This window comes from Streptomyces sp. NPDC026062 (assembly GCF_055568375.1).
This window is the reverse complement of the sequence record NZ_JBVHOQ010000002.1, coordinates 63123-85131: the sequence shown is the minus strand read 5'-3', so window position 1 is coordinate 85131 and position 22009 is coordinate 63123. Positions and strand designations below refer to the sequence as shown.

Sequence of the window (22009 nt, the reverse complement as noted above, 5' to 3'; positions counted from 1 at the left end):
CACGCTTGCGGATACGTCGCGAGGAAGGTGATTCCGGCTACTTTCGGTCGGCGGCCGGCGGTCGGCGGCCGGGCCGGCTCAGGCCCGTTTGTAGTAGTAGCCGTCGGCATGGGCGGCGCCGACGTTGTGCTGGATGCCGTTGCCGTTGAGGGTGAAATACGACGCGTCGAGCGTCTCGTTGCAGTAGCCCGGGTTGGCTCCGACGAGCCCGGCCGGGCCGATGTTGATCCGGCTGTTGCCGTTGGCCGTGGAGGTCACCTTGGCCTCGTACGGGCAGTTGTTGACCGGGAGGTCGGTCAGGCGCACGACGCCGGTCCCGGAAATGGTGATCGTGCCCGGCTGCCCCACGTTGTAGGCGTCGCCGTACTTCCACGTGCCCGTGAACGACGACGGGACCGTACTCCCGCCCCCCGAACCGGCCGTGGAGCCCGTGGAGCCCGTGGAGCCCGAAGTACCGCCCGAGCCGGCCGTGGTGGACCCGGAGGTGCCGCCCGAACTCGTGGATCCCGAGGTGCCGCCCGAGCCATCACCCGCCGTGCTGCCGCTTGAGGCTCCGCCCCCCGAACTCCCGCTGCCCGTGGCGTCGGTGCCGCCTCCCGAGACGGTTTCCCCGCCGTCGGACGAACCCGCACCCGAGCCACCCACGGACGACGTGTCACCGCCGGCCGGACCCCCGGCGCTCCCGTCCTCCGTTGCACCGTCGCCCTTCTTCTTGCTGCCGGACGCCTGAGGGCTCCTGCCGCCCTGGGGAGGCGAGCTGCTCGGGGCCGGTGCGGACGCCTGAACGGATGGCGACGTCGCAGCGACGGGCGGGGACGCGTGACCGGGGCTGTCGCCGCCGAACGGCTGAAGTATCGCCAGCGTGCCGCCGCCCCCGGCCAGGACCACGACCAGCGGTACGGACACGATCCAGGGGCGCCGCCGCCGCTCCCGTTCGCCCTTCGGCTCGGCCTTCGCGCCGGTCGGGACAACCTCGGGCACCTCCTCCGGCGCCCGCAGGCCGACCGTTGCCCGGTCGACGCCCTCCTGCCGTACCGGCGCCGCCTCCGCGTCCAGGAGCCGCGCCGACTGCCGCGCGAGACGGCCCACCACTGCGGCCGGCAGCCACGACTCCCCCGGGGCGGTTCCCGCACTTCCGCGCTCGGCCAACAACGCGTCCACAGAAGGGCGTTCGATGACCGGCTTGGCCAGAAGGCGGGCGATCAGGGTGCGCAGGGCCTCGTCGCGGACCCGCGCGATATCGGGCTCGGCCTCGACTATGTGGTACATCACCGCGTGCTGGTTGCTCACCCCGTGGCCGAAGGGGAGCGTGCCGGTCGCCGCGTACGTCAGCACGCAGCCGAGGGTGAACACGTCACTCTTCGGACCCGCGCTCTCGCCGCGGATCTGCTCCGGCGCCATGAAGCCGGGCGATCCGATCACCATTCCCGTACTGGTGAGGAGCGAATCGACGGACGTCTCGACAGCGCGGGCGATGCCGAAGTCGATGACCTTGGGGCCCTCGACCGTGAGCATCACGTTCGAGGGTTTGAGGTCGCGGTGGACGATGCCGGCCGAATGGATGTCCTTGAGCGCACGCAGAAGCCCGTCGGCCAGGGCGAGCACGGACTCGACGGGGAGCACGCCATGGCCCCGGACCACCTGTTCCAGGGAGAGGCCGGGAACGTAGCCCGTGGCCACCCAGGGGGACTCCGCGTCGGGAGCCGCGTCGAGGACGGGCGCGGTGTAGCGCTCGCCCACGCGCCTCGCCGCGTCGACCTCACGCCGGAATCGCGCCCTGAACCGCGGATCTGCGACATGCTCGGGGTGCACCACCTTGACCGCGACCGTGCGGCCGCCCTCGGAACGGGCGAGATAGACCCGTCCCATGCCCCCCGCACCGAGTCTGCCGAGCAGCAGATAGGGCCCGATGCGGACCGGGTCGGTGGCGGCCAGCGGCCTGATGCCGCCGTCGAGGTTGTCCTCGCCGTCCCCGTGGCCGTCGTTGTGCACGCTGGTCATGTTCGAGCACGCTCCCCGTGAGTCCCGTCGAGCAGTCCCCCGGGACCGCCACCGCTCCCTGAACCCGCCCGGTACAGAGGCGAATTGGAGCAGCGAGTGCTCAGTTTGGGGCACAGCTCGTAACTATTGGAACTGTTTCCGGAAATGATTCTGGAACGTTCTCCTACTCTGGGTACCGGCGGGCGGGCCCACGAGGGGACGCCGGAACCGGAAGCCGGGGCGGCACCGATGAGTCCGAAGCAGCAACGCGGCGAGGCCACCGCCGCACACGTACTCGACTGCGCACTGGACATCTACGCGTCGCACGGCGAGGCCGGTCTCACTCTGAGCGCGCTCACCTCGGCCAGCGGCGTCAGCGCGGGAAGCATCTACCACCACTTCGGCAGCCTTCCGGGGGTCCCGGCCGCGCTCGCGCAATCCTGGCTGGGCCGCCTCCTCGACGAACTGGGCGGAGAGCTGGCACGGGCCGCGGACGCCCGTACCGGCGTCCACGCGGTGGTACGGGCCTATCTGAACTTCGTCCAGACCCACCCGGACGCGTCCCGGCTCATGCACTCCGTCACCGCGGACCGCGAGATCACCGCGCACGCCCGTCGGATCCGCGGGGCCCAGGAGGCCCGGCTGGCCCCGCTCGCGGCCTGGCTGCACACCCATCAGGAGTCGGGTCAACTCGTGCGGCTCCCCCTGCCCGTGGTGGAATCCCTGGTCCTGGGCCCGGTGACGGGCATCGCGCGCCGCTGGCTCTCGGTCGGCGACATCGACATCGAGGAGGCCGCGCGCACGGTCCCGGACCGCGTCTGGCGCTCCGTCAGCCCCTGAACGAGCCGCGCAGTCACAGCGTGCGCCCGCTCGCACGGCGCGCGCGTTCTCCTTCCCTTCGGTTAACTTCACAAAAATTCACCCTTGTTGGCGTTGACGGGACCGTATCTACGCGCGTCATCATGGTGGCTATGCGAATCCCCCCACGGATCACCACGCTCGGCGGCATCGCCGCCCTCCTGTCCGTCCTCTTCGTCGGCGGTCCCATCGCGGCGACCGCGAACGCCACGACCGCCTCGGTCGGCAGCATCTGCTACTCGGCGCTGCCGTCGCAGGCCCACGACACCCTCGACCTCATCGACGCCGGCGGTCCCTTCCCGTACAGCCAGGACGGGACCGTCTTCCAGAACCGCGAAGGCGTCCTGCCCGGACAGAGCACCGGCTACTACCACGAGTACACCGTGATCACCCCCGGCTCCTCGACCCGCGGTGCGCGACGCATCGTCACGGGCGAGGAGTTCGAGGAGGACTACTACACCGCCGACCACTACGAGACCTTCGACCTCGTCGACCACGGCTGCTGAGAGGCACCCGGGCCGCCTTCGGGCGGCTCCCCCGATCCGGTCCGCGCCGTAGCCCCCCACCTGCGGCGCGGACCTCCGGCCGGCCGAGACCGCCCCCGGCACCCTGCGACTGCTCCGAGGGCCACGGACGCGGCCGGCCGCGTCCGTGGCCCCGCGGCGGCCGGTCAGTACTGCGTGGAGACCTTCGCTCCGCCGAAGTCCCGCACGGCGTGGAGACTGATGTAGTGGGCTCCTTCGGCCGGGTTGTCGACCGTCAGCGTGTGGGCGTTGCCGCTGCCGGTCGACCGTGAGGTGTAGGCGCCCGTGGTGGCCCAGCCGTTGGCGCTGTAGTACAGGTCGGCGTCGCCCGTGCCGCCGCTCGTGGTGATGGTGAGCCGGGCGGTTCCGGCGGGCACGTAGAGGTACAGGTAGGAGTAGTTGCCCTGGGTGGCCTGTTGTCCGCTCCGGGTGCAGTCCTCGCCGAGCTCCCGGACGTCACTCGCGGTGCACTCGGCCGCGGGATCGGTCGGCGGGCTGGTGGTGGTGCAGCCGCCGGCCGCGCACGCCGTCAGCCAGGTGTTCCAGTCGGCGTCGTAGCGGCCGCCGATGGTGGAGGTGAGCAGGGTGCGGGCAGCGTTCCAGTCACCGCTGCGGTAGAGGCCCAGCAGTCGGTCCACATCAGCCCGGTGCGACTGGAGCATGTAACGGACGGCCAGATAACCCCAGTTGTAGATGCGCGTCTGGTCCGCGTTCTCGTAGGTGGTGTCGAACAGGGAGCTCAGGGTGTAGGTGTGTGCGGCGGCCTGGGTGACGGCGTCGTCATACGTCACGTCACGGTAGGAGTAGGAGACGTACTCCGCGAAGCCCTCGACCCACCAGACGGTCGGCGTGGTGAGGCCGTCCTCGAAGTCTCCGGACATGTTGAACCGGCCGTCGAGGTAGTGCGTGTACTCGTGGTTGAGGTTCCAGATCTGGAAGTCGGGGCGCGCCCATTCGGCCTCGTAGGCGATGAAGCGCGGCTGGTTGCCGGCTGCCCCCGGGTCGCCCTCCAGGTACATGCCGCCGTTGTTGGTGTCGATGCCGTAGACGGCTCCGGCGTAGGTCTGGTAGTCGGTGCTCGAATCGAAGACGACCACCTCGATGGTGGTGTTGTTGTCGTCGGCGACCGGTCCACTGTCGCCGGCGATCTCGTGGAAGTAGGCGTCCTGGCCCTTCAGGCTGGTACAGGCTGCCGAGAGGTCGGACGAGGACATCTGCTGGGCAAGGACGCGGATGCTGTCGCTGCAGGTGTACTCGACGGGAAGGACGGCGCTCTTGATGCGTGCTGCCAGGTCGCAGGTGTTGTACACGGTGCAGTTGGCCCGGTCGTAGTAGTCGGCCATCTCGGCGAGACCGACCCAGAGCGGTGCGGTGTTCCCGGTCAGGGAGCTGCGGCCGAGCAGGTCGACGACGAGCGGGCGTGCCTTGGGCCGCAGCGACTCCTCCTGGAGGAAACGTCCGAGCTCGCGCCCGGCGTTGGAGGTCAGGTAGGAGCGGTCCGTGCCCAGCAGCCCGAGGTGGTCGCGGGCGAAGCCGGCGAGCGCGTCGAGCAGGCTCGGGTCGGCCTGGACGGCGCTGACGAACTCGGGCACCTGGTGGCCTCGGAAGGTCACCGTGTAGACGCTGTTGACGGCGTTGAGCATGTACCAGGAGCTGTCGTACGAGGAGTCGTAGTCGGCGAGCAGGCGTTTGACGACGGAGAGGTAGCGGGCGTTCTGCACGGCACTGTCGATGAGGATGACGGCTTCGGACAGGGTCTCCCCGTTGGCGTCCGTGACGTCATAGGCGTGCGCGGAGGCGAAGAAGGCGTCGAGCCCGCCCTGGATGGCGGTGCGGAGCGGGTCGCCGTATGCGCCGACGGTGGCGGGGTCGTAGTACTGCACGTAGTAGCCGGCCCGGAGGAAGAGCACCAGCTGGGGCATGCCGGTGCTGCTGTCACCCGGGTACGCGGCCGATCCGTCGCGCAGGGCCTGGGCGACGGTGACCATCTGGGCCTCGCGGAAGGCGAGGTAGCCGTCGTTGCCCTTGACCGTGAACAGGGTGTTGACGCATGCGGTCGTCGACGACTTGATCTGCTGCACCAGGCCACTGCCGGTGCGGCTGGTGAAGTCGGCGACGGAGCACGCGGCGGCGGGGGCGATTCCGGCGGCCCGCGCGGCGGAGCGGGACTTGGCCTTCATCGAGGGGGCCGGGTGGCTCGGCGCGGTGGCACGCGGGTCGTCGTAGTCCCGCTCCAGCGCGTCCCTGGACGCGGTCTGCGGTGCCCGGTCGGCGGGCTTCAGGGCCGTGCCGGTCACGTGGCCGGGGTCCTGGACGGGCGCGGTGAGTGGCTGCGCTGCCGGGCCGCCCGGCTCGGGGGCCCCGGGAGCAACGGACTTGCCCGCGGCAGCAGTTGTGGTGATCGCAGCCGGTATGGAGGGCCGGGGCTCGGCGGCCCGGCTCGGTGCGGAAAGCATGCCGACGCCGAGACAGGCGGCCAGGGCCGCGGTGGACAAGCCGGTGAATCTCTGTCGAACCGTTCGGTTCTTCACGTGCCGCCTCCCAGCGGTGTGGTGCCGCACGACGTTGCGCGGCGTGGGGGATGGCGCGGTCGAGGCCCGGACGACCGATCCGACTCATGACATGAGCACGACCTCAAGCACGCGTCAGTACAATGGCACATGTCACATGTCTTTTGGAAGGAGCTGTGCGTACATTCATCCGCACGCCAACTGCCCTCTGCCACACCCTGCTTGTCGGGGCGCCACCACATCCCGAGGAGTTCCGATCGCGGCTCGATGCACCTCGGCGCAGCGGCCGGGGGACGATCTCCTGCGCGGCAGAGGGGCGCGGGTGCGGGGTGGGTTCGGGTACGGCTTCGGGTGCGGGTTCAGGTACGACTTCGGGTGCGGGTTCAGGTACGACTTCGGCGGCGACCGGGTGTCAGGACCGACCGCCGGAGTCGCGCCGGATTTCGCGGGCTCGGCATGGCCGAGGCCGAAAGGCCCCAAGGTCTTCCGCCCGGCCTCCGCGAGCCCGGCCTGATCCGACCGGGAGGCCCTGAGGGCTGTCCCGCGATTCCCGGCGGGACAGCCCTCAGGCCGACGGCCGGGCGAGCTTGACGGCCACCGCGTCGAGGACCCAGTCCAGGCCGGTCGCGAAGGACGACTCGGCGTCCACGTCCGCACCGTCGTACACGGCCTTGGCCAGCGCCGGGAAGCGGCCCGTGGCCAGCTCCTTCGCCAGACGCGGGCCGGAGGCGCGCTGCCATTCGCTCAAGGACAGGCCCGTGGCGCGCTCGGCCCGCAGGTTGGTGATCTCGCGCCTGATCGCGCCGTTGTAGTAGGCGCTGACCGTCTCCACGGCACGCATGGCGGTGTCGACGTCGGCGAGGCCGTCGAGGGCGGCCAGCGTGACCTCGGCCACGGCGACGCCGTTCGGGCCCAGGGCCGCACGGCCACCGAGCAGGTCGGCAAGCCATTCGTGACGGAGGGCGGCCCGCCTGGTGCGGTGGGCGAGGACACCCAGCGCCTCGCGCCAGTCACCGGGCCGCTCCTCGGGGAGGATCTCGGCGTAGACCTCGTCCACCATGAGGTCGAACAACTCCTCCTTGGTGGAGATGTATCCGTACAGCCGCATCGGTCCGGCGCCCAGGCGGGCCGCGACCTTGCGCAACGACACCGCCGCCAGTCCGCCCTCGTCGGCCAGCGCCATGGCGGCGACGACGATCCGCGCCCGGTCGAGCGGCACGGGGCGATTCGGCGGCTCCGGCCGGTCCCACACAGTCATGGTCACATCGTACTGTTGCGATACAGCGCATCATCTCAATACAGTGTATCGCCATGAGACACCGAATCGCCGTGGTCGGAAGTGGACCGGCGGGCCTTGCCTTCGCCCGCGTCCTGCACCGTCATGGCCACCTTGTGACGGTCCTCGAACGCGATCCCGCCTCCGATGCCCGTCCCCCGGGCGGCACGCTGGACCTGCACGCAGGGCTGGGTCAGCTCGCGCTGGACAAGGCGGGGCTGCTGGCCGGGTTCCAGGCCCTGTCCCGGCCCGAGGGGCAGGCCATGCGCATCCTGGACACGGACGGGACCGTCCTGCGCGACTGGCGGCCCCGCCCGGGCGACCGGGCCAATCCCGAGATCGACCGCGGTCAACTCCGCGATCTGCTGCTCGGCCCGCTGGACGTGAAGTGGGGGCGGGTCGTGACGAAGGTGGTGCCAGGGAGCCGGGACGGCGTAACGGTCCATTGCGCGGAAGGCCGGCAGGAGACGTTCGACCTGGTGGTCGGTGCGGACGGTGCCTGGTCCCGGGTCCGTCCGGCGGTCTCGTCCGCGACGCCGCACTACACGGGCGTCGCCGTGGCCGAAACCTCCCTGGACGACGTCGACACCCGCCACCCCGGCCTCGCGCGGCTTGTCGGCGACGGTTCCGTGGCCGTGTACGGCGTGAACCGCGCGCTCGTCGCCCAGCGCGGCAGCGGCGGCCACGTCAAGGTGTACGCCCAGTTCCGCGCGCCGCTCGACTGGCACACGGACCTGGACCCGGCCGACACCGAAGCTGCGCGCTCCAGCCTGCTGGCCCTCTTCGACGGCTGGGCCGCCCCCGTCCTCGGCCTCCTCCGCCACGGCCCCGCGTTCGTCCACCGACCGATCCACGTACTGCCCGTGTCCCACACCTGGGCCCATGTCCGCGGAGTGACGCTCCTGGGTGACGCCGCCCACCTGATGCCACCCCTGGGGGCGGGCGCGAACCTCGCCCTGCTGGAAGGCGCCGAACTCGCCGAGTCCATCGCCGCCGGCCCCGAAGACCTCGACGCGACCGTCCGCGCCTTCGAGGAACGGATGTGGGCACGGGCCGGCCGATGGGCGAAGATCACGGCAGCCGGTCTGGAACGCCTCGTGAGCCCGGACCCCGCCGAAGCCCTCGCCCTGTTCGACCAGGTCCAGCCATCCTGAGCGCCGGACACAACAGTGCGGAGCGGGTAGCGGGCGGAAGCCGGGCACCGCTCCGTCCGGGGCAACAGCCGCCCCGGAACCGCGCGAAGACCTCGGAGCCGGCTGACCGGAGCCCGTAGGCCTCGGAGCGGGCGGGCCGGAGCCCGAAGACCTCGGAGCCGGCGGGCCGGAGCGCGAAAACCTCAGGCCCGCCGGACCGGCACCCCTTCGGGCGCCTCGCCTGCGCGCTCGGCCCCGTCCTGCCTGCCGTCGGCCCAGAGAGACCGGACATGGGACATATGGGCGAGCATGCAGGCCTCGGCCCCCGGGGCGTCACCTGCGACCACCAGGTCCAGCAGCTGTACGTGTTCCTCCGCGGAGGCGATCAGCTGCCCCGACTCGGCCAGCCGGTTCAGGCCGAACAGCCGTGAACGCTTGCGCAGTTCGCTGACCTCATCGACCAGCCTCCGGTTCCCGGCCAGCGCCAGCAGGGCGAGATGGAACCGGCGGTCCGCCTCCAGATAGCCCAGAATGTCGTGCCGACGGGCGGCCTCGACGATCTCCAGCGCTACGGGCCGCAGCGCCTCCAACTCCTGGGTGAGGCCCATCCGCGCGATCCTCCCCACGGTGGGCACCTCGATCATGGCGCGGAGTTCGGTGAAGTCGTCGAGGTCCTGCTCGGTCAGTTCGGTGACCCTGAAACCCTTGTTGCGGACGGCCTCGACCAGGCCCTCACGGGCCAGATCGAGCATCGCCTCACGGACGGGCGTCGCGGAGACCCCGAAGTCCGAGGCGAGCGCGGGCGCCGAGTACACGGTTCCCGGCTTCAGTTCGCCGGAGATCAGCGCCGCTCGCAGTGCGTGCGCCACCTGGTCGCGCAGATGCTCCTGCGCCGAGATCACGTTGAGCGAGGTCAGGCGGGCCATGTCTGTTCCTCCAGCACCGTGCGGAGCCCAAGAATACAATGTGACGTTGCCCGTCACGGACTTGGCGGTTCACAGCAGGAAGCCCTCGGGAAACGGATCGGCCGGGTCGAGGAAGTACTGGGCGGTCCCCGTGATCCAGGCACGCCCGGTGACGGTGGGAACGACGGCGGGCAGCGTTCCCACGGTGGTCTCGGCGACGAGCCGGCCGGTGAACTCCGTACCGATGAAGGACTCGTTGACGAAGTCGGTGTCCAGGGCCAGTTCCCCCCGCGCGTGGAGCTGGGCCATGCGCGCGGAGGTTCCGGTGCCGCACGGCGAACGGTCGAACCAGCCGGGGTGGATGGCCATGGCGTGCCGGGAACGGACGGCGTCCGAGCCGGGGGCGATCAGCTGGACGTGCTTGAGCCCGTGGATGGCGGGGTCGAGCGGGTGGACCGGGCGGTCGCCGGCGTTGACGGCGTCCATCAGGGCGAGCCCGGCGGCCAGCAACTCGCCCTTGCGGGACCGGTCGAACGGAAGTCCCAGATCGTCCAGTCGGACCATGGCGTAGAAGTTTCCGCCGTACGCGAGGTCGTAGGGCACGGTGCCGTGGCCGGCGACCTTCGCCGTGAGTCCGAGTCCGGCACTGAAGGCGGGGACGTTGGTCAGGGTGACGGAGACGGCGGCGCCGTCCTCGACCCGGACGTCGACGCTCACCAGCCCGGCGGGAGTGTCCAGCTTCACCGTGGTGACCGGCTCGGTGACCTCCACCATGCCGGTCTCCACCAGAACGGTGGCCACCCCGATGGTGCCGTGCCCGCACATCGGCAGACAGCCTGAGACCTCCATGAACAGGACCCCGAAGTCGGCATCGGGCCGGGTGGGCGGCTGGAGTATCGCCCCGCTCATGGCCGCGTGGCCGCGCGGCTCGTACATCAGCAGGGTCCGCACCGCGTCCCGGTGCGCCATGAAGTGGGCGCGGCGCTCGGCCATGGTGGCGCCGGGCAGCGTGCCGATGCCTCCGGTGATCACCCGGGTGGGCATGCCTTCGGTGTGCGAGTCGACGGCGTGGAAGATGTGACGCGTGCGCAAGTGTCCCCCTCGTTCGTCCGGCCGGTCCGGTGCGAAGCACCGTCGGTGGAGTTCAGGTTGTGCCGGCGGGTCGCCGGGTGCGGTTAGTCGAGGCCCTCGGCGAGCGCCTTCTCGGTGGCCGCGCGCACAGCAGCCAGGGCGCCGTCGTCGAGCGGCAGCCGCGGCGGCCGGGTGGGGCCGCCGTGCCGCCCGACGATGTCCATCGACGCCTTGATGGCCTGGACGAACTCCGGCTTGGAGTCCCAGCGCAGCAGCGGGTGCAGCCGGCGGTACAACGGCAGCGCGGTGCCCAGGTCCCCGGACACCGCCGCCCGGTACAGCGCGACGCAGCCCGCGGGCAGCATGTTGGGGCAGCCGGCGATCCAGCCGACCGCCCCCGCCAGGGCGAGTTCCAGCAGGACGTCGTCGGCGCCCACCAGCAGGTCGAGCCCCGGGGCCTCCTCGGCGATCTCGTAGGCCCTGCGGACGTCACCGCTGAACTCCTTGACGGCGACGACGGAACCGTCGGCGTGGAGCTGGGCCAGCAGCCGCGGTGTCAGATCGACCTTGGTGTCGTACGGATTGTTGTACGCGACGACCGGCAGGCCCACGGAGGCGACTTCCGCGTAGTGCGCACGGACCGCCGCGTCGTCGCACGGGTATCCGTTGGGCGGCAGCAGCAGGACGGAACCCGCACCCGCCTCGGCCGCCTGCTCGGCGCGACGTCGTGCCTGGGTGCTGTCGTACGCGGAGACGCCGGGCATCACCCTCGTTCCGTCCCCGGCCGCTTCGACGGCGACCCGCACGACCTGGTCGCGCTCCTGGTCCGTGAGGGTCTGGTACTCCCCCAGCGAGCCGTTGGGCACGACGCCGTCGCACCCTTGGGCGACGAGGTCGTGCACATGTGCGGCATACGCGCCGAAGTCGATGGACCGGTCCTCGCGCAAGGTGAGTGGCGTGGCCACCATGACGCCCCGCCAGGGACGGTTGCGCTCATGGGTGTTCGTCGTCATGCGGGCTCCTTGGAAGGTGTGTCGCAGGTGGGCAGGTGCGCCGGGTCGTGGGGTGCGCGCCCTCATGTGTCCTCGGGGCGGACGGCACGGGCAAGTACGGACAGGGGGACCGGACAGGCGATCGGGCGGCGGTCGGCGCCTCCGGTCTCGGCTGCGCAGCCGGCGAGTTCACGCACGGCGAATCCGCACGTCCGGCCCTGGCACCAGCCCATTCCGGCCCGGGTGAGGAGCTTGACCGTGCGGCTGTCTCCGGCGCCGAGTTCGCCGATGGCCGCGCGGATGGCGCCGGCGGTGACCTCCTCGCACCGGCAGACCTCGGTGTCCGTCGTCGTCCAGCCGGTCCAGCCCGGCCCCGGCCGGTGCACAGCGGCCATCAGCGCGGCGAACGCGCGCATCCGCCGGCGGGCCCTGCGGAGCGCTGCCACGCGTGCCGCTGCCTGTCTGCCGCGCGCGTCCACGACCACGGAGTGGGCGGCCAGTTCGCCCTCGGTCAGGGCGAGGTGGACGCCGCCGATGCCGCCGGTCTCGCCCGCGGCCCAGACCCCGGGCACGGTGGTACGCAGTTCCTCGTCGAGCTCCAGCGCGGCCGAGCCGTCCGCGCCGCACCGGGTGGCGCAGCCCAGCCCCACGGCGAGGTCCAGCTGCGGCACAAGACCGTGCCCGACGGCCAGGGTGTCGCACTCGATCCGGTGCCCGGTCCCCGGCAGCGGACGCCAGTCGCGGTCCAGCCGGCTCACCGTGACAGCCTCCACCCGGTTGGTGCCGTGGACAGCGGTGACCGCCCGGCGCATCAGCGGCCGGACCCGGTGCCGCGCCAGCGCCGCACCGTGCCGGGCCCCCTCGGCGAGCCGGCCGGGGCTGGTGGCCAGCACCATCGGCGCACGCCCGTATGCCGCGTATCCGGCGGCCTCCACCAGCGCGGGAACCCGGGCGCCCGCGCGGGCGAGGGAGACCGCGACCGCCTGCAACAGCGGTCCGCTGCCGGCGACGACGACGCGCCGGCCCGGCAGCACCAGGCCGGACTTCAGCATGGCCTGCGCCCCGGCCGCTCCGACGACTCCCGGAAGGGTCCAGCCGGGAAACGGGAGTTGGCGCTCGTAGGAGCCGGTCGCGACGAGCAGCCGACGGGCGTCGAGCGTACCGGCCCCGTCCCGGCCGTCGGGCCCGGTGACCGCGTGCAGGGTCCAGTCCGCCCCGCGCCGTTCCACGGCCCAGACGTGGTGGCCGGCCAGCCGGCGGATCCGGCCTGCTGTGCGATGCCGGTCGAGCCGTGCGATGAGATCGGTGAAATCGTCCCAGCCGTGGTGCAGTTGCTCGGGCCGGGTGGCACCGAGGCCGGGGGCGGGGGCACGGTAGTACTGACCGCCCAGCGTGTCCGCGGCGTCGAGCAGAACCACGTCGAGTCCGCCGTCGGCCGCGGTGACGGCCGCTGCCAGCCCCGCGGGACCCGCACCCACCACCGCGAGTTCGGTGCGCTCGTACCGGGCGGCGGGCGGCTCAGCGGACGGATCCGGCATGCCCGTCCCCTTCCTGCGTGGTGACGGCATGCCCGTCCCCTTCCTGCGTGGTGACGGCATCGCCGCGGTGGGCGGGCAGCAGGCAGGCACGCCGGTTGGGGCGGCCGTTGACGGTGACCAGGCAGTCGAAGCAGGATCCGATCCCGCAGAAGGCACCCCTCGGCCGTCCGGTCACCCCGGTGGTGCGCCAGGTGAGGACGGAGGCGGCCCAGAGGGCGGCCGCGATGCTCTGGCCGGGCAGGGCGGGGACCGGGCGGCCGTCGAAGGTGATCTGGAAGGCGGGGCCGGGATCGGCGCCGGCCAGGGCTGCCGGGGTTCGTGCGGCCGTACGGATGCGGGGACGTCTCACCAGGGCTCCTGCTCAGTCGGCGGTCGGGCAGTCCGGATCTTCCCGAGGCTCCCGAAGAGTTCGGCGGGCTTCCCGGAGGGTTCGGCGGGCTTCTCGGGGCGTACGACGGGCTTCTCGGGGGTGTACGTGTCACGGCGACGGCCTCGGAGGCCTGTCGGGTGGCTTCGGACCGGACGGTCAGCCTCCGGGGCCAGTACCGGAGCCGGGGCCAGCACCGGGGCCGGGGCCGGGGCCCGTGTCGAACCGGTCCGGGCGGAACGGCTCGGGGTCGACGGCCGGTTTCTCCTCTCGGATCAAGGCGGTGATCAGGGCGGCCGTGGCGGGCGCCAGCCCGATGCCCGCGCCCTCGTGACCGCAGGCGTGAAAGAGCCCCGGCACCCGGCGGTCGGGGCCGATCGCCGGAAGGTGGTCGGGCAGGTAGGGACGGAAGCCGTGGTAGGCCCGCAGCACCCGGGTATGGGCCAGCACCGGGAAGAGCGCGGACGCCGCTGCTGCCAGCTGTGCGACCACAGGGACGGACAACGTCCGGTCGAAGCCCACCCGTTCACGGCTGGCGCCGATCAGGACCGGCCCGGCCCGGGTGCCCTCCACGACGGGGGAGGTCTGCAGAGCGGCGGACGCGCTCGACACATCGGCCACGTACTCCGCCGCGTACACCTTGTGTCTGATCAGTGGCGGCAGCGGCTCGGTCACCAGGACGAAGCCACGCCTGGGCAGCACGGGCAGTTCCACGCCCGCCAGCGCCGCCAGCACCCCGCCCCGTACCCCCGTCGCGTTGACCACCGCCGGGGCGAGCAGATCGCCCGCACGGGTCCGTACGCCGCGCACCGCGCCCGTCGGGGCCGTCAGCACGGCCGTGACCGCCTGTCCCGGGTGAAGGACGGCTCCGGTGTCGCGGGCCGCACGGACGAGATGGGCCGCCGCCAGGGCAGGCTGGACCTGGGCATCCTGGGGGTAGAGGAACCCTCCGGCGAGCCCGGACGCCAAGTGCGGTTCGGTAGAAGTCAGTTCATCTGCTGCCACCGCGGTGCACCGGACGCCCGCCGCTCGCTGCCCGGCAGCGGTCGCGGTCAGGGTGGCCAGCGATTCGGGGCCTGCCGCGACGACCAGGCCCCCCTTCCGCTCGAACTCGACCGCGGAGGGCAGCACTTCGGACAGCTCCTGCCAGAGCGCGGCGGACAGGAGCGCGAGATCCAGCTCCGGGCCCGGCACCTTGTCGGACACCAGGAGGTTCCCCTCCCCCGCTCCGGTGGTGCCTCCGGCGACCGGTCCGCTGTCCACCACCGCGACCGAGAGTCCGGACCGGGCGGCGTAGTACGCGCAGGCGGCACCGACCACTCCGGCGCCGACGACGACCACGTCGAAACGCTGTCTCGTGAACACGGCAGTAATATGTCACATTGCCCAGACCCCGCCAAGAGGGCGTCATCAAACCGCATTTGATGCCTCGTCACCTCTGCCGCGGACCTTACGGACGGGGCATGTTGCGCAGGTTGGAGCGGGCCATCTGGACCATCCGGCCCACTCCGCCGTCCAGCACGATCTTGCTGGCGGAGAGCGCGAAGCCGGTCACCATGTCCGCGCTGATCTTCGGCGGGATGGAGAGGGCGTTCGGGTCGGTCACGATATCGACGAGCGCCGGCCCCTTGTGCGTGAAGGCGTCCCGGAGGGCGCTCTCCAGCTGCTTGGGCTTCTCGACACGGACGCCGTACGCCCCCGAGGCCCGTGCGACGGCCGCGAAGTCGGGGTTCTTGTTGGTCGTGCCGAACGACGGCAGACCCGCGACCAGCATCTCCAGCTCGACCATGCCCAGCGAGGAGTTGTTGAACAGCACGACCTTCACCGGCAGGTCGTACTGGACGAGGGTCAGGAAGTCCCCCATCAGCATGGTGAATCCGCCGTCCCCCGACATCGAGACGACCTGCCGGTTCCGGTCGGTGAACTGCGCCCCGATGGCCTGCGGCAGCGCGTTGGCCATCGAGCCGTGGCTGAACGAACCGATCACCCGGCGCTTGCCGTTCGGCGTCAGATAGCGGGCCGCCCAGACATTGCACATGCCCGTATCGACAGTGAACACCGCGTCCTCGTCAGCGAGTTCGTCCAGGACCGAGGCCACGTACTCCGGGTGGATCGGCACGTGCTTCTCCACCTTGCGCGTGTACGCGCTGATCACGCCCTCCAGCGCGTCCGCGTGCTTCTTGAGCATCCGGTCGAGGAACTTGCGGTCGCTCTTGGCCTTCACCCGCGGGGTCAGACAGCGCAGCGTCTCGCGGACATCGCCCCAGACCGCCAGGTCGAGCTTGGAGCGGCGTCCCAGGTGCTCCGGGCGCACATCGACCTGGACGATCTTCACATCGGTGGGAAGAAAGGCGTTGTACGGGAAGTCCGTGCCGAGCAGGATCAGCAGGTCGCACTCGTTGGTGGCCTCGTACGCGGCGCCGTAGCCGAGCAGCCCGCTCATGCCGACGTCGTACGGGTTGTCGTACTGGATCCACTCCTTGCCGCGCAGGGCGTGGCCCACGGGGGCCTTGACCCGCTCGGCGAACTCCATCACCTCGGCATGCGCACCCGCCGTGCCGCTGCCGCAGAACAGCGTCACCCGTTTGGCCTCGTCAACCATCCGGCAGAGCTTCTCGATCTCCGCGTCCCCCGGCCGCACCGTGGGCCGCGAAGTCACCAGGGCATGTTCGACGGACTTCTCCGGCGCAGGCTGCGAGGCCACGTCGCCGGGCATCGACACGACGGCGACACCTCCCCGGCCGACCGCGTGCTGAATGGCTGTCTGGAGCAGCCGGGGCATCTGCCGCGGGTTGGAGATCATCTCGTTGTAGTGGCTGCACTCCTGGAAGAGCAGCTCCGGATGGGTCTCCTGGAAGTAGCCGAGGCCGATCTCGCCCGACGGGATGTGCGAGGCGAGCGCGAGCACGGGGGCCATGGACCGATGGGCGTCGTAGAGGCCGTTGATGAGGTGCAGGTTGCCCGGGCCGCAGGAACCGGCGCAGGCCGCCAGCTCGCCGGTGACCTGCGCCTCGGCGCCGGCGGCGAACGCCGCCGTCTCCTCGTGTCTGACCTGGATCCAGTCGATGTCCGGGTTGCGGCGGATCGCGTCGACGACCGGGTTGAGGCTGTCGCCGACCACCCCGTACAGGCGTTTGACGCCCGCCCGGGCGAGGATGTCGACGAACTGCTCCGACACGTTCTGCTTGGCCATGGGTGCGCACTCCCTCTGCCTGTGCTCCGTGCACGTCCGGCTGTCCTGATACCGGGGCGTGAAACCCCGGCCGGACGGGTTCTCCGGAGTCCATCAACCCACGGTCCGGGCAGTTACGCCTCCCAGACGCCGACCGCCGTCCGGTCGTCGGCGTACCCCTTCACCCTGAGCTGGGCGTCGGCCAGGAACGCGCCGAGGCCGGGCGGGCGGGCCGGTGTCCAGCGTCCGGCCAGCTCCTCGGCCAGTGCCGGCTCGCCACGCATCGGCTCGGACAGGCCGGGGCTGCAGAGCAGCAGGGTGTCGCCCGGCCGGGCGACCGACGCGCGGAAGCGGAACGGCTCGGCGGGCGGCGGGACCGGGGCCTCGATGTACGGAGGCGGGGCAGTGGTGACCCCCAGATCCATGGTCAGCCGGTCTCCTTCGGGCCCGCTCTCGGGCACCGCGGAACCGTAGCCCACCACGGCTTCGCCGGTGAGCGAGCCGGGCTGCGGAACGATCGGTTCGAGGTCCTGCCAGCCGCCGTTCCGGAGCCGGAAGAGCCCTCCGCCACCCACACCGAAGAAGACCCGGGTACGGCATTCGGGGTCGGCGGACAGCAGCAGGCAGCGCAGACCTGTCGTGTACTCGTGCGGTTCGCGGCCGAGTTCGGCGGCCCGGGCGCGCAGCTTGCCGTAGCCGCGGTCGGTGAGCCGGTGCAGTCCGGACTTGAGGTCGCCGCGGCGCCCTGCCCGTATGTCGTCGGAGAGCCGGGCATGGCTGCGCCCGACGGCTTCACCGATCCAGCGGCAGGCGTCGGCCGCGGCCAGATGCGCGTGCTCGGACGAGCGGTCGCCACTCGCGACGGCGACGAGGACGAGTGCGCCCTCCGCGGTGCCGAACCGCGCGGTGAGCAGCGCGTCACGCCGCGGTTCTCCCCGGAAGCGGGCGGAGTCGCCCCGTACGGAAGCGGCCCGCAGGGTGTACGTGCCGTACCGGGCGCCGTCGAGCACGGTATCGGCGACGAGCCCGTCCAGCTCGCGCGGGTCGCTCGCGGGCAGCGCGGTGGGCTCGGCCTCGTACGTGGGCGGCCTCGCACCCACGTGGGCGACGGGGGGATGCGGTGCCCGCGCCTCGGGGACGGGAGCGGGGGCGGCCGGTTCCGCGACGGCGGCGGGTTCGGAGTCGACGGCGGGTTCGGAGTCGACGGGCCTCCCTGGGCTGGTGGGCGCCGACGCCCCGGCCTCCTGCCCGGCGGGGACGTCCTGGGCGATGCGGGGATCGGCGAGCGGCTGCGGGACCGGCGGTGGTTCCGGTGTCCCGGCCCGCCGCGTCCCCGTTTCAGGCGCCGGCTCAGCGGCCCGGACCGGCTCGGATGCCGGGGGCGGTGGCGGCGTCGCGGAAGCCGGGGGCGGAGACGGGGGCTGGGGCGGTGAGGACGGTGGCGGGGCCGCGAAGGTGCGGGGCCGCTGGGGGCCGGAAGGCGGCTCCCACGGGGCGCGGCTGGTCACCTCGGGCGGCGGGGCCGGTGAGTCCGCCCCCGTTCGGGTGGCGGCGGACGTCGCCACCCTCGGCTCGGGCGCCGCGGCCGCGGTCTCGTACGCCTCACCGCCGTCGGGCCCCACCGCGTCCGAAGCCGAGTCGAAGCGGTCGTCGAGACTGTCGGCCGCCCGGCTCGCCCCGGCGTCCGGGGCGGATTCGTCGTACAGCCTGCGCCACCAGTCGTCCTCATGGGCGGCGGGCCTCTCCCCCTGCTGACTCATGCCCTTATTGTCCACCGCGGAGGCCGTGCGAAAACGGGGCATCGGGAAAATGTGGCCGAGGCCCGTCATGGAAATGGTCCGCCGGGCGGCCCCACCCCCCACGGGAAGGACGCCCGGCGGACCGGCTCGGATGACGCGACGTCAGCGCACGGCGTAGGCGTCGGTCACGGTCTGGACGACGGAGTTGCCGTTGGCGTCCGTCAGTTCGGTTCTCAGGGTGACCGGCTTTCCGGCCGCGCCCGCGTGGTTCACGGTCGCGCTCCAACGGCCGCCCCGCTGAGCGGTGGTGGCCTCGATCCAGGTCCCGCCGCCGTCGTACGAGTACGAGACCTTGGCCTCGGTGACCTTGCCGGGTGTGTAGCCGGCGTGGCCCGTGACGCTCAGTCCGATCCGCTGGCCGTCCTTCGCTTCGAGGGTCTTCATGCCGTCCGACGGCAGGCCGTAGCCGGGGAAGAGCAGCGGAATGCCCTGCGAGTAGGCGTTCTCGTCCCGGTGCGAGCGGAACTTCCAGGTGGTCTCGGTCGAGGTGGACCGCTTCCACACGCTCGCGGGCTGGCCGAACTTACGCGTCACCAGGGTGAGTTCGTATGCGGCGTCCTCCGCAGGGACGGCGAACACCCCGTTCGGCCAGCCGGATTCGCCGATCACCTGGCCGCCACTGGTGAGCCGCATGCCTCCCATGTCACCGAAGGAGCCCTGGAGGCCACTGTGTTCGCTGTCGCTCCAGAAGCCCGGCGCGACACCGATCAGGTTGTCCTGGCGTTCGGCGGCGAGCATCTGCTCGCCCTGGTCGTCACGGGGCACGGACGGACCGACGATGCCCCGGTACCAGTTCGCCGTACGCTTCGAACCAGCCTTGTACGTACGGTACGTGTCCATCATGAGCTCGCCCCACGGGAAGCTGGACGAGAGTGCCTGCTGCCAGGTGCTGTCGCCCGCCGAGTAGTACTCGGTGCGCTTTCCCGGAGCGGGAACGGTGTCGAACGCGCCGATGCCGTACCGGGCTCCGTAGGGGCGGGCGACGAGCAGCGTATCGACGAAGTCGGTCCTGACGCCCATGGATTCGTAGGTGGACTCGACCGTGCTGAGCGCCTTGTCCTTGACCCTGTACGTGCGGTCCGAGGTGACGGTGCCCGTCTCGGGGAAGGCCAGGTTGTAGACGAACGGGCTGGACGCGATGGCCTTCCAGCTCAGTCTCACCGGTCCGGCGGCCAGCGCGGCGGTCAGGTCGGCCGCCTCGTCCGCCTGGATGCCGAGCGAGGGCAGGGGCGCCGCACCGTATCCGACGGACGGCTTCCACGGACCGGCGGACGGGCGGTGCGCGATGACCGCCACGGCGCCGGCAGCCGCGGCGTCGCGCGCCTGGGCGGTCATGGAGCCGCCGTCCCCGACGCGGACCAGTGCGATCCGGCCCGACACCTGGGCGGCCTTCAGCTCGTCGGGCGTGCCGGTGCCCGCGTCGACGAGTGCGGCCTGGCCGGTTCCGTCGAGGTTGACGGACCCGTAGGACGCGGAAACGGGATGCAGGGTGGCGCCTCCGACGACCGCCAGCTTCTCGATCTGCGGAGCGTAGGCGCGCCAGAAGCTGTCGAACTCGAAGTCGCCGTCCCGGGCCCTGCCCTGGATGTCGACCAGGTAGTCCTTGACGATGCCGGTGCCCGAGATCGACCCGGAGTGCAGCCAGACGTCGTCCCAGCTGCGGCCGAAGGCAAGGGTGGTGCCGCGGGTCTCGGTGGCACGGTCCTCGGTCTTCAGCTTGATCCGGTGCGCCTTGCGTGCGTCCAGCACCAGGACGGTGTCCTTGGTGACGTTCAGCTGGGGCCTGGCCAGATATCCGACCGACCTGGCGAGGAGGCCCGCGGCATCCTCGGGGTCGGCCGAGGTGATGAAACTGGAGACGAAGTAGGCGCCGGGGCGCACCTGGTACACCTGGTCGGCCGAGCCGTTGTTGAAGCGGCGCTCGCCGGTGGCGGTGTCGGTGCCGATGACGTCCAGCGAGGACGAACCGGTGGCGGGCTTGCCGTTGCCGTCGATCAGCTTGACGCGCAGGGTGACGGTCTCGGCGCCCACGTACAGCGAGAACGGGGTGGATACCTTGCCGCCGCCGGTGGCGGTGGCCAGCACCCGGCCGGTGACGTCGCCGTACTGGCTGTCCTGGAGTTTCGCGGTGGGATCGAGCTTCAGCGGGACTTGTACGGTTGCTCCGGCCGGCACGGTGACGCTCTTCGCGCCGAGTGCGGCGACGGAGGACCGGACGGCCGAGCCGTCGTTGCCCGTGACGCCCTGGACCGTGAGCGAGAGCTTCACCGGCTTGTCGCCCGTGTTGGTGTACGGGATCTGCACAGTGGTGCGGTCGGTCTTGTCCTGCGGCCAGTTGAAGGTTCCGCCCTGGACGGCGGGTGCGCCGGTGAGGGTGGTGTCGATGGCGGCCTTGACGTCCAGCCGGCCGCCGCCGGTCTCGCGTACGTCTCCGGGGATGTCGCTCTTCGCGGACGACACGAGGGCCGCCTTGATCTGCTGGGCCGTCCAGTCGGGGTGGCGTTCCTTGACAAGGGCGGCGGCGCCCGCGACATGCGGGGTGGCCATCGACGTACCGGACATCGACCGGTAGGCGTAGACCCCGCGTCCGCCCGCGGCGGCGGCGGAGATGTCGACTCCGGGGGCGGCGATCTCGGGCTTCAGGGTGTGCGTGACGATCGCCGGACCGCGGCTGGAGAACCGGGCGGTGGAGTCGTCGCGGTCGACGGCACCGACGGTGAGCACACTGGGCGCGCAGCCGGGCGAGGAGACGGTGTTGAGCGTCGGTCCCGCGTTGCCGGCCGCGATGACGAAGAGCGTGTCCTTGCTCCTGCCGAGCTCCTCGGCGGCCAGGCTCATCGGGTCGGTGCAGTCGGTGGGGGTCTGGCTGCCCAGGCTCATGGAGACGACGTCGGCCTTATGGTCGACGGCCCACTGCATGCCCGCGATGATCCAGGAGGAGTCACCCGAGCCGCTGTCGTTGAGCACCTTGCCGACGATCAGGTCGGCGCCGGGGGCGACGCCCTTCTTCTTGCCGTCACTGGCCGCCCCGCTGCCTCCGACGGTGGAGAGCGTGTGGGTGCCGTGGCCCTGGCGGTCTTCGGTGGTGTCGGAGTCGGTGAAGTTCTTCGACTCGGTGATCCGGCCCTTGAGGTCCGGGTGTTCGGCGTCGGCGCCGGTGTCCAGGACGGCGACCCTGGTGCCCTTGCCGTCGTAGCCGGCGGCCCAGGCGAGGTCGGCGCCGATCTGCTTGGTGGAGCGGTCGAGGCCGGCCTCGACCTTGCGGTCCAGCCAGAGCTTCTTCAGTCCGGCGGCGGAGCGGGACCGGCCGGCGCCGGTGACGTCCGACCAGAATCCGGCGGTCTGCTTCTTGTCGGCCTTGAGCGCGACACCGTCGATGGCCGGGAGGGCGAGGCCGCGCTCGGCTCCGCGCGGGGTGACGGGTGCGCTGCGTGCGATGTCCTTGGAGTAGGTCGCGATCAGCGGTACGGAGTCCGCGTGCGCGTCGTCGTACCCCTGACGGATCAGCCCGGTGACGTTGAAGAGTTCCTCGTCGACGGTGCCCCCGGCGAGCGCCTTCACCGCGGTCTCCGGGTACACGTACAGGTCCTGGCCCGAGCGGCGGGTCTGCACGAGGGGCACCGTGCCGTCCTCGCGGGGCAGGGCGGCGGCGGAGGCGTTTCCCGAACTGTCGGTGCTCACCAGCACCTTGTCGCCGGTGACCAGGGTGACGGTGACCGGCTTCGTCCCCCTGGCGGCCGAAGCCGCACTGCCGGTCAGCGGTCTTTCGACGGTCGCGTCGCCCTGTGGCGCTGCCACGGACGGTGCGATCACCATGACGGCGAGGGCGGCGGCGGTGGCCGCCCCCAGTGCCGTACGCGATATCGGACGCATCGCTCTCCCCA

The 22009-nt window shown here is 71.6% G+C and carries 15 protein-coding genes; 3 read left to right on the top strand and 12 right to left on the bottom strand.

Annotated elements, in window-relative coordinates; translation table 11 throughout:
- Positions 1-78 precede the first annotated feature (78 nt).
- Complete coding sequence (locus ACZ4LX_RS02090) at positions 79-2001, bottom strand: serine/threonine-protein kinase (RefSeq protein ID WP_467637174.1); 1923 nt, start codon at positions 1999-2001, stop codon at positions 79-81.
- Between the two features lie 228 nt (positions 2002-2229).
- Between ACZ4LX_RS02090 and ACZ4LX_RS02085 the strand changes: the two genes are divergently transcribed.
- The gene (locus ACZ4LX_RS02085; protein WP_467637171.1) at positions 2230-2820 is read left to right on the top strand and encodes a TetR/AcrR family transcriptional regulator; all 591 of its coding nucleotides are present in this window, start codon (positions 2230-2232) and stop codon (positions 2818-2820) included.
- A 131-nt stretch (positions 2821-2951) separates the two neighbouring features.
- On the top strand, positions 2952-3344 hold the full coding sequence (locus ACZ4LX_RS02080) for a guanyl-specific ribonuclease (RefSeq protein ID WP_467637168.1): 393 nt from the start codon (positions 2952-2954) through the stop codon (positions 3342-3344).
- A 164-nt stretch (positions 3345-3508) separates the two neighbouring features.
- Here ACZ4LX_RS02080 and ACZ4LX_RS02075 read toward each other — a convergent pair whose 3' ends face one another.
- Together ACZ4LX_RS02075 and ACZ4LX_RS02070 are read right to left on the bottom strand one after the other, a co-directional pair.
- Positions 3509-5893, bottom strand: a complete 2385-nt coding sequence (locus tag ACZ4LX_RS02075; RefSeq protein WP_467637165.1) for a M9 family metallopeptidase — start codon at positions 5891-5893, stop codon at positions 3509-3511.
- A gap of 544 nt (positions 5894-6437) precedes the next feature.
- Positions 6438-7130 (bottom strand): TetR/AcrR family transcriptional regulator, encoded by a 693-nt coding sequence (locus ACZ4LX_RS02070; RefSeq protein WP_467637162.1) that lies wholly within the window; start codon positions 7128-7130, stop codon positions 6438-6440.
- Positions 7131-7183: 53 nt separating this feature from the next.
- On the opposite strand from ACZ4LX_RS02070, the gene ACZ4LX_RS02065 reads away from it, so the two are divergent.
- Complete coding sequence (locus ACZ4LX_RS02065; protein WP_467637159.1) at positions 7184-8302, top strand: FAD-dependent oxidoreductase; 1119 nt, start codon at positions 7184-7186, stop codon at positions 8300-8302.
- 182 nt (positions 8303-8484) lie between these two features.
- Here the strand turns inward: ACZ4LX_RS02065 and ACZ4LX_RS02060 are convergent, their stop codons facing one another.
- The 9 genes from ACZ4LX_RS02060 to ACZ4LX_RS02020 all read right to left on the bottom strand — a co-directional run bounded on the left by ACZ4LX_RS02060 (position 8485) and on the right by ACZ4LX_RS02020 (position 21998).
- Complete coding sequence (locus ACZ4LX_RS02060; RefSeq protein WP_467637156.1) at positions 8485-9207, bottom strand: GntR family transcriptional regulator; 723 nt, start codon at positions 9205-9207, stop codon at positions 8485-8487.
- A 69-nt stretch (positions 9208-9276) separates the two neighbouring features.
- Entirely contained in the window at positions 9277-10278 is a 1002-nt protein-coding gene (locus tag ACZ4LX_RS02055) for a proline racemase family protein (RefSeq protein WP_467637153.1), read from the bottom strand.
- An 83-nt stretch (positions 10279-10361) separates the two neighbouring features.
- Positions 10362-11270 carry a dihydrodipicolinate synthase family protein gene (locus tag ACZ4LX_RS02050; RefSeq protein WP_467637150.1) on the bottom strand — a complete coding sequence of 303 codons (909 nt, stop codon included), beginning with the start codon at positions 11268-11270 and terminating at the stop codon, positions 10362-10364.
- A 62-nt stretch (positions 11271-11332) separates the two neighbouring features.
- A complete protein-coding gene (locus tag ACZ4LX_RS02045) occupies positions 11333-12787 on the bottom strand; it encodes an FAD/NAD(P)-dependent oxidoreductase (protein ID WP_467637147.1) in 1455 nt (484 codons plus the stop codon).
- Positions 12768-13136 carry a (2Fe-2S)-binding protein gene (locus tag ACZ4LX_RS02040; RefSeq protein WP_467637144.1) on the bottom strand — a complete coding sequence of 123 codons (369 nt, stop codon included), beginning with the start codon at positions 13134-13136 and terminating at the stop codon, positions 12768-12770. The genes ACZ4LX_RS02045 and ACZ4LX_RS02040 overlap by 20 nt, the downstream gene beginning before the upstream one ends.
- Before the next feature lie 177 nt (positions 13137-13313).
- A complete protein-coding gene (locus ACZ4LX_RS02035; RefSeq protein ID WP_467637141.1) occupies positions 13314-14519 on the bottom strand; it encodes an NAD(P)/FAD-dependent oxidoreductase in 1206 nt (401 codons plus the stop codon).
- A gap of 85 nt (positions 14520-14604) precedes the next feature.
- The gene (locus ACZ4LX_RS02030) at positions 14605-16347 is read right to left on the bottom strand and encodes a pyruvate dehydrogenase (protein ID WP_467637138.1); all 1743 of its coding nucleotides are present in this window, start codon (positions 16345-16347) and stop codon (positions 14605-14607) included.
- 113 nt (positions 16348-16460) lie between these two features.
- Positions 16461-18086, bottom strand: coding sequence for a protein phosphatase 2C domain-containing protein (locus tag ACZ4LX_RS02025; RefSeq protein WP_467637135.1), 1626 nt, complete (start codon positions 18084-18086; stop codon positions 16461-16463).
- A gap of 141 nt (positions 18087-18227) precedes the next feature.
- Positions 18228-21998 (bottom strand): S8 family peptidase, encoded by a 3771-nt coding sequence (locus ACZ4LX_RS02020; RefSeq protein WP_467637131.1) that lies wholly within the window; start codon positions 21996-21998, stop codon positions 18228-18230.
- Positions 21999-22009: the final 11 nt, after the last annotated feature.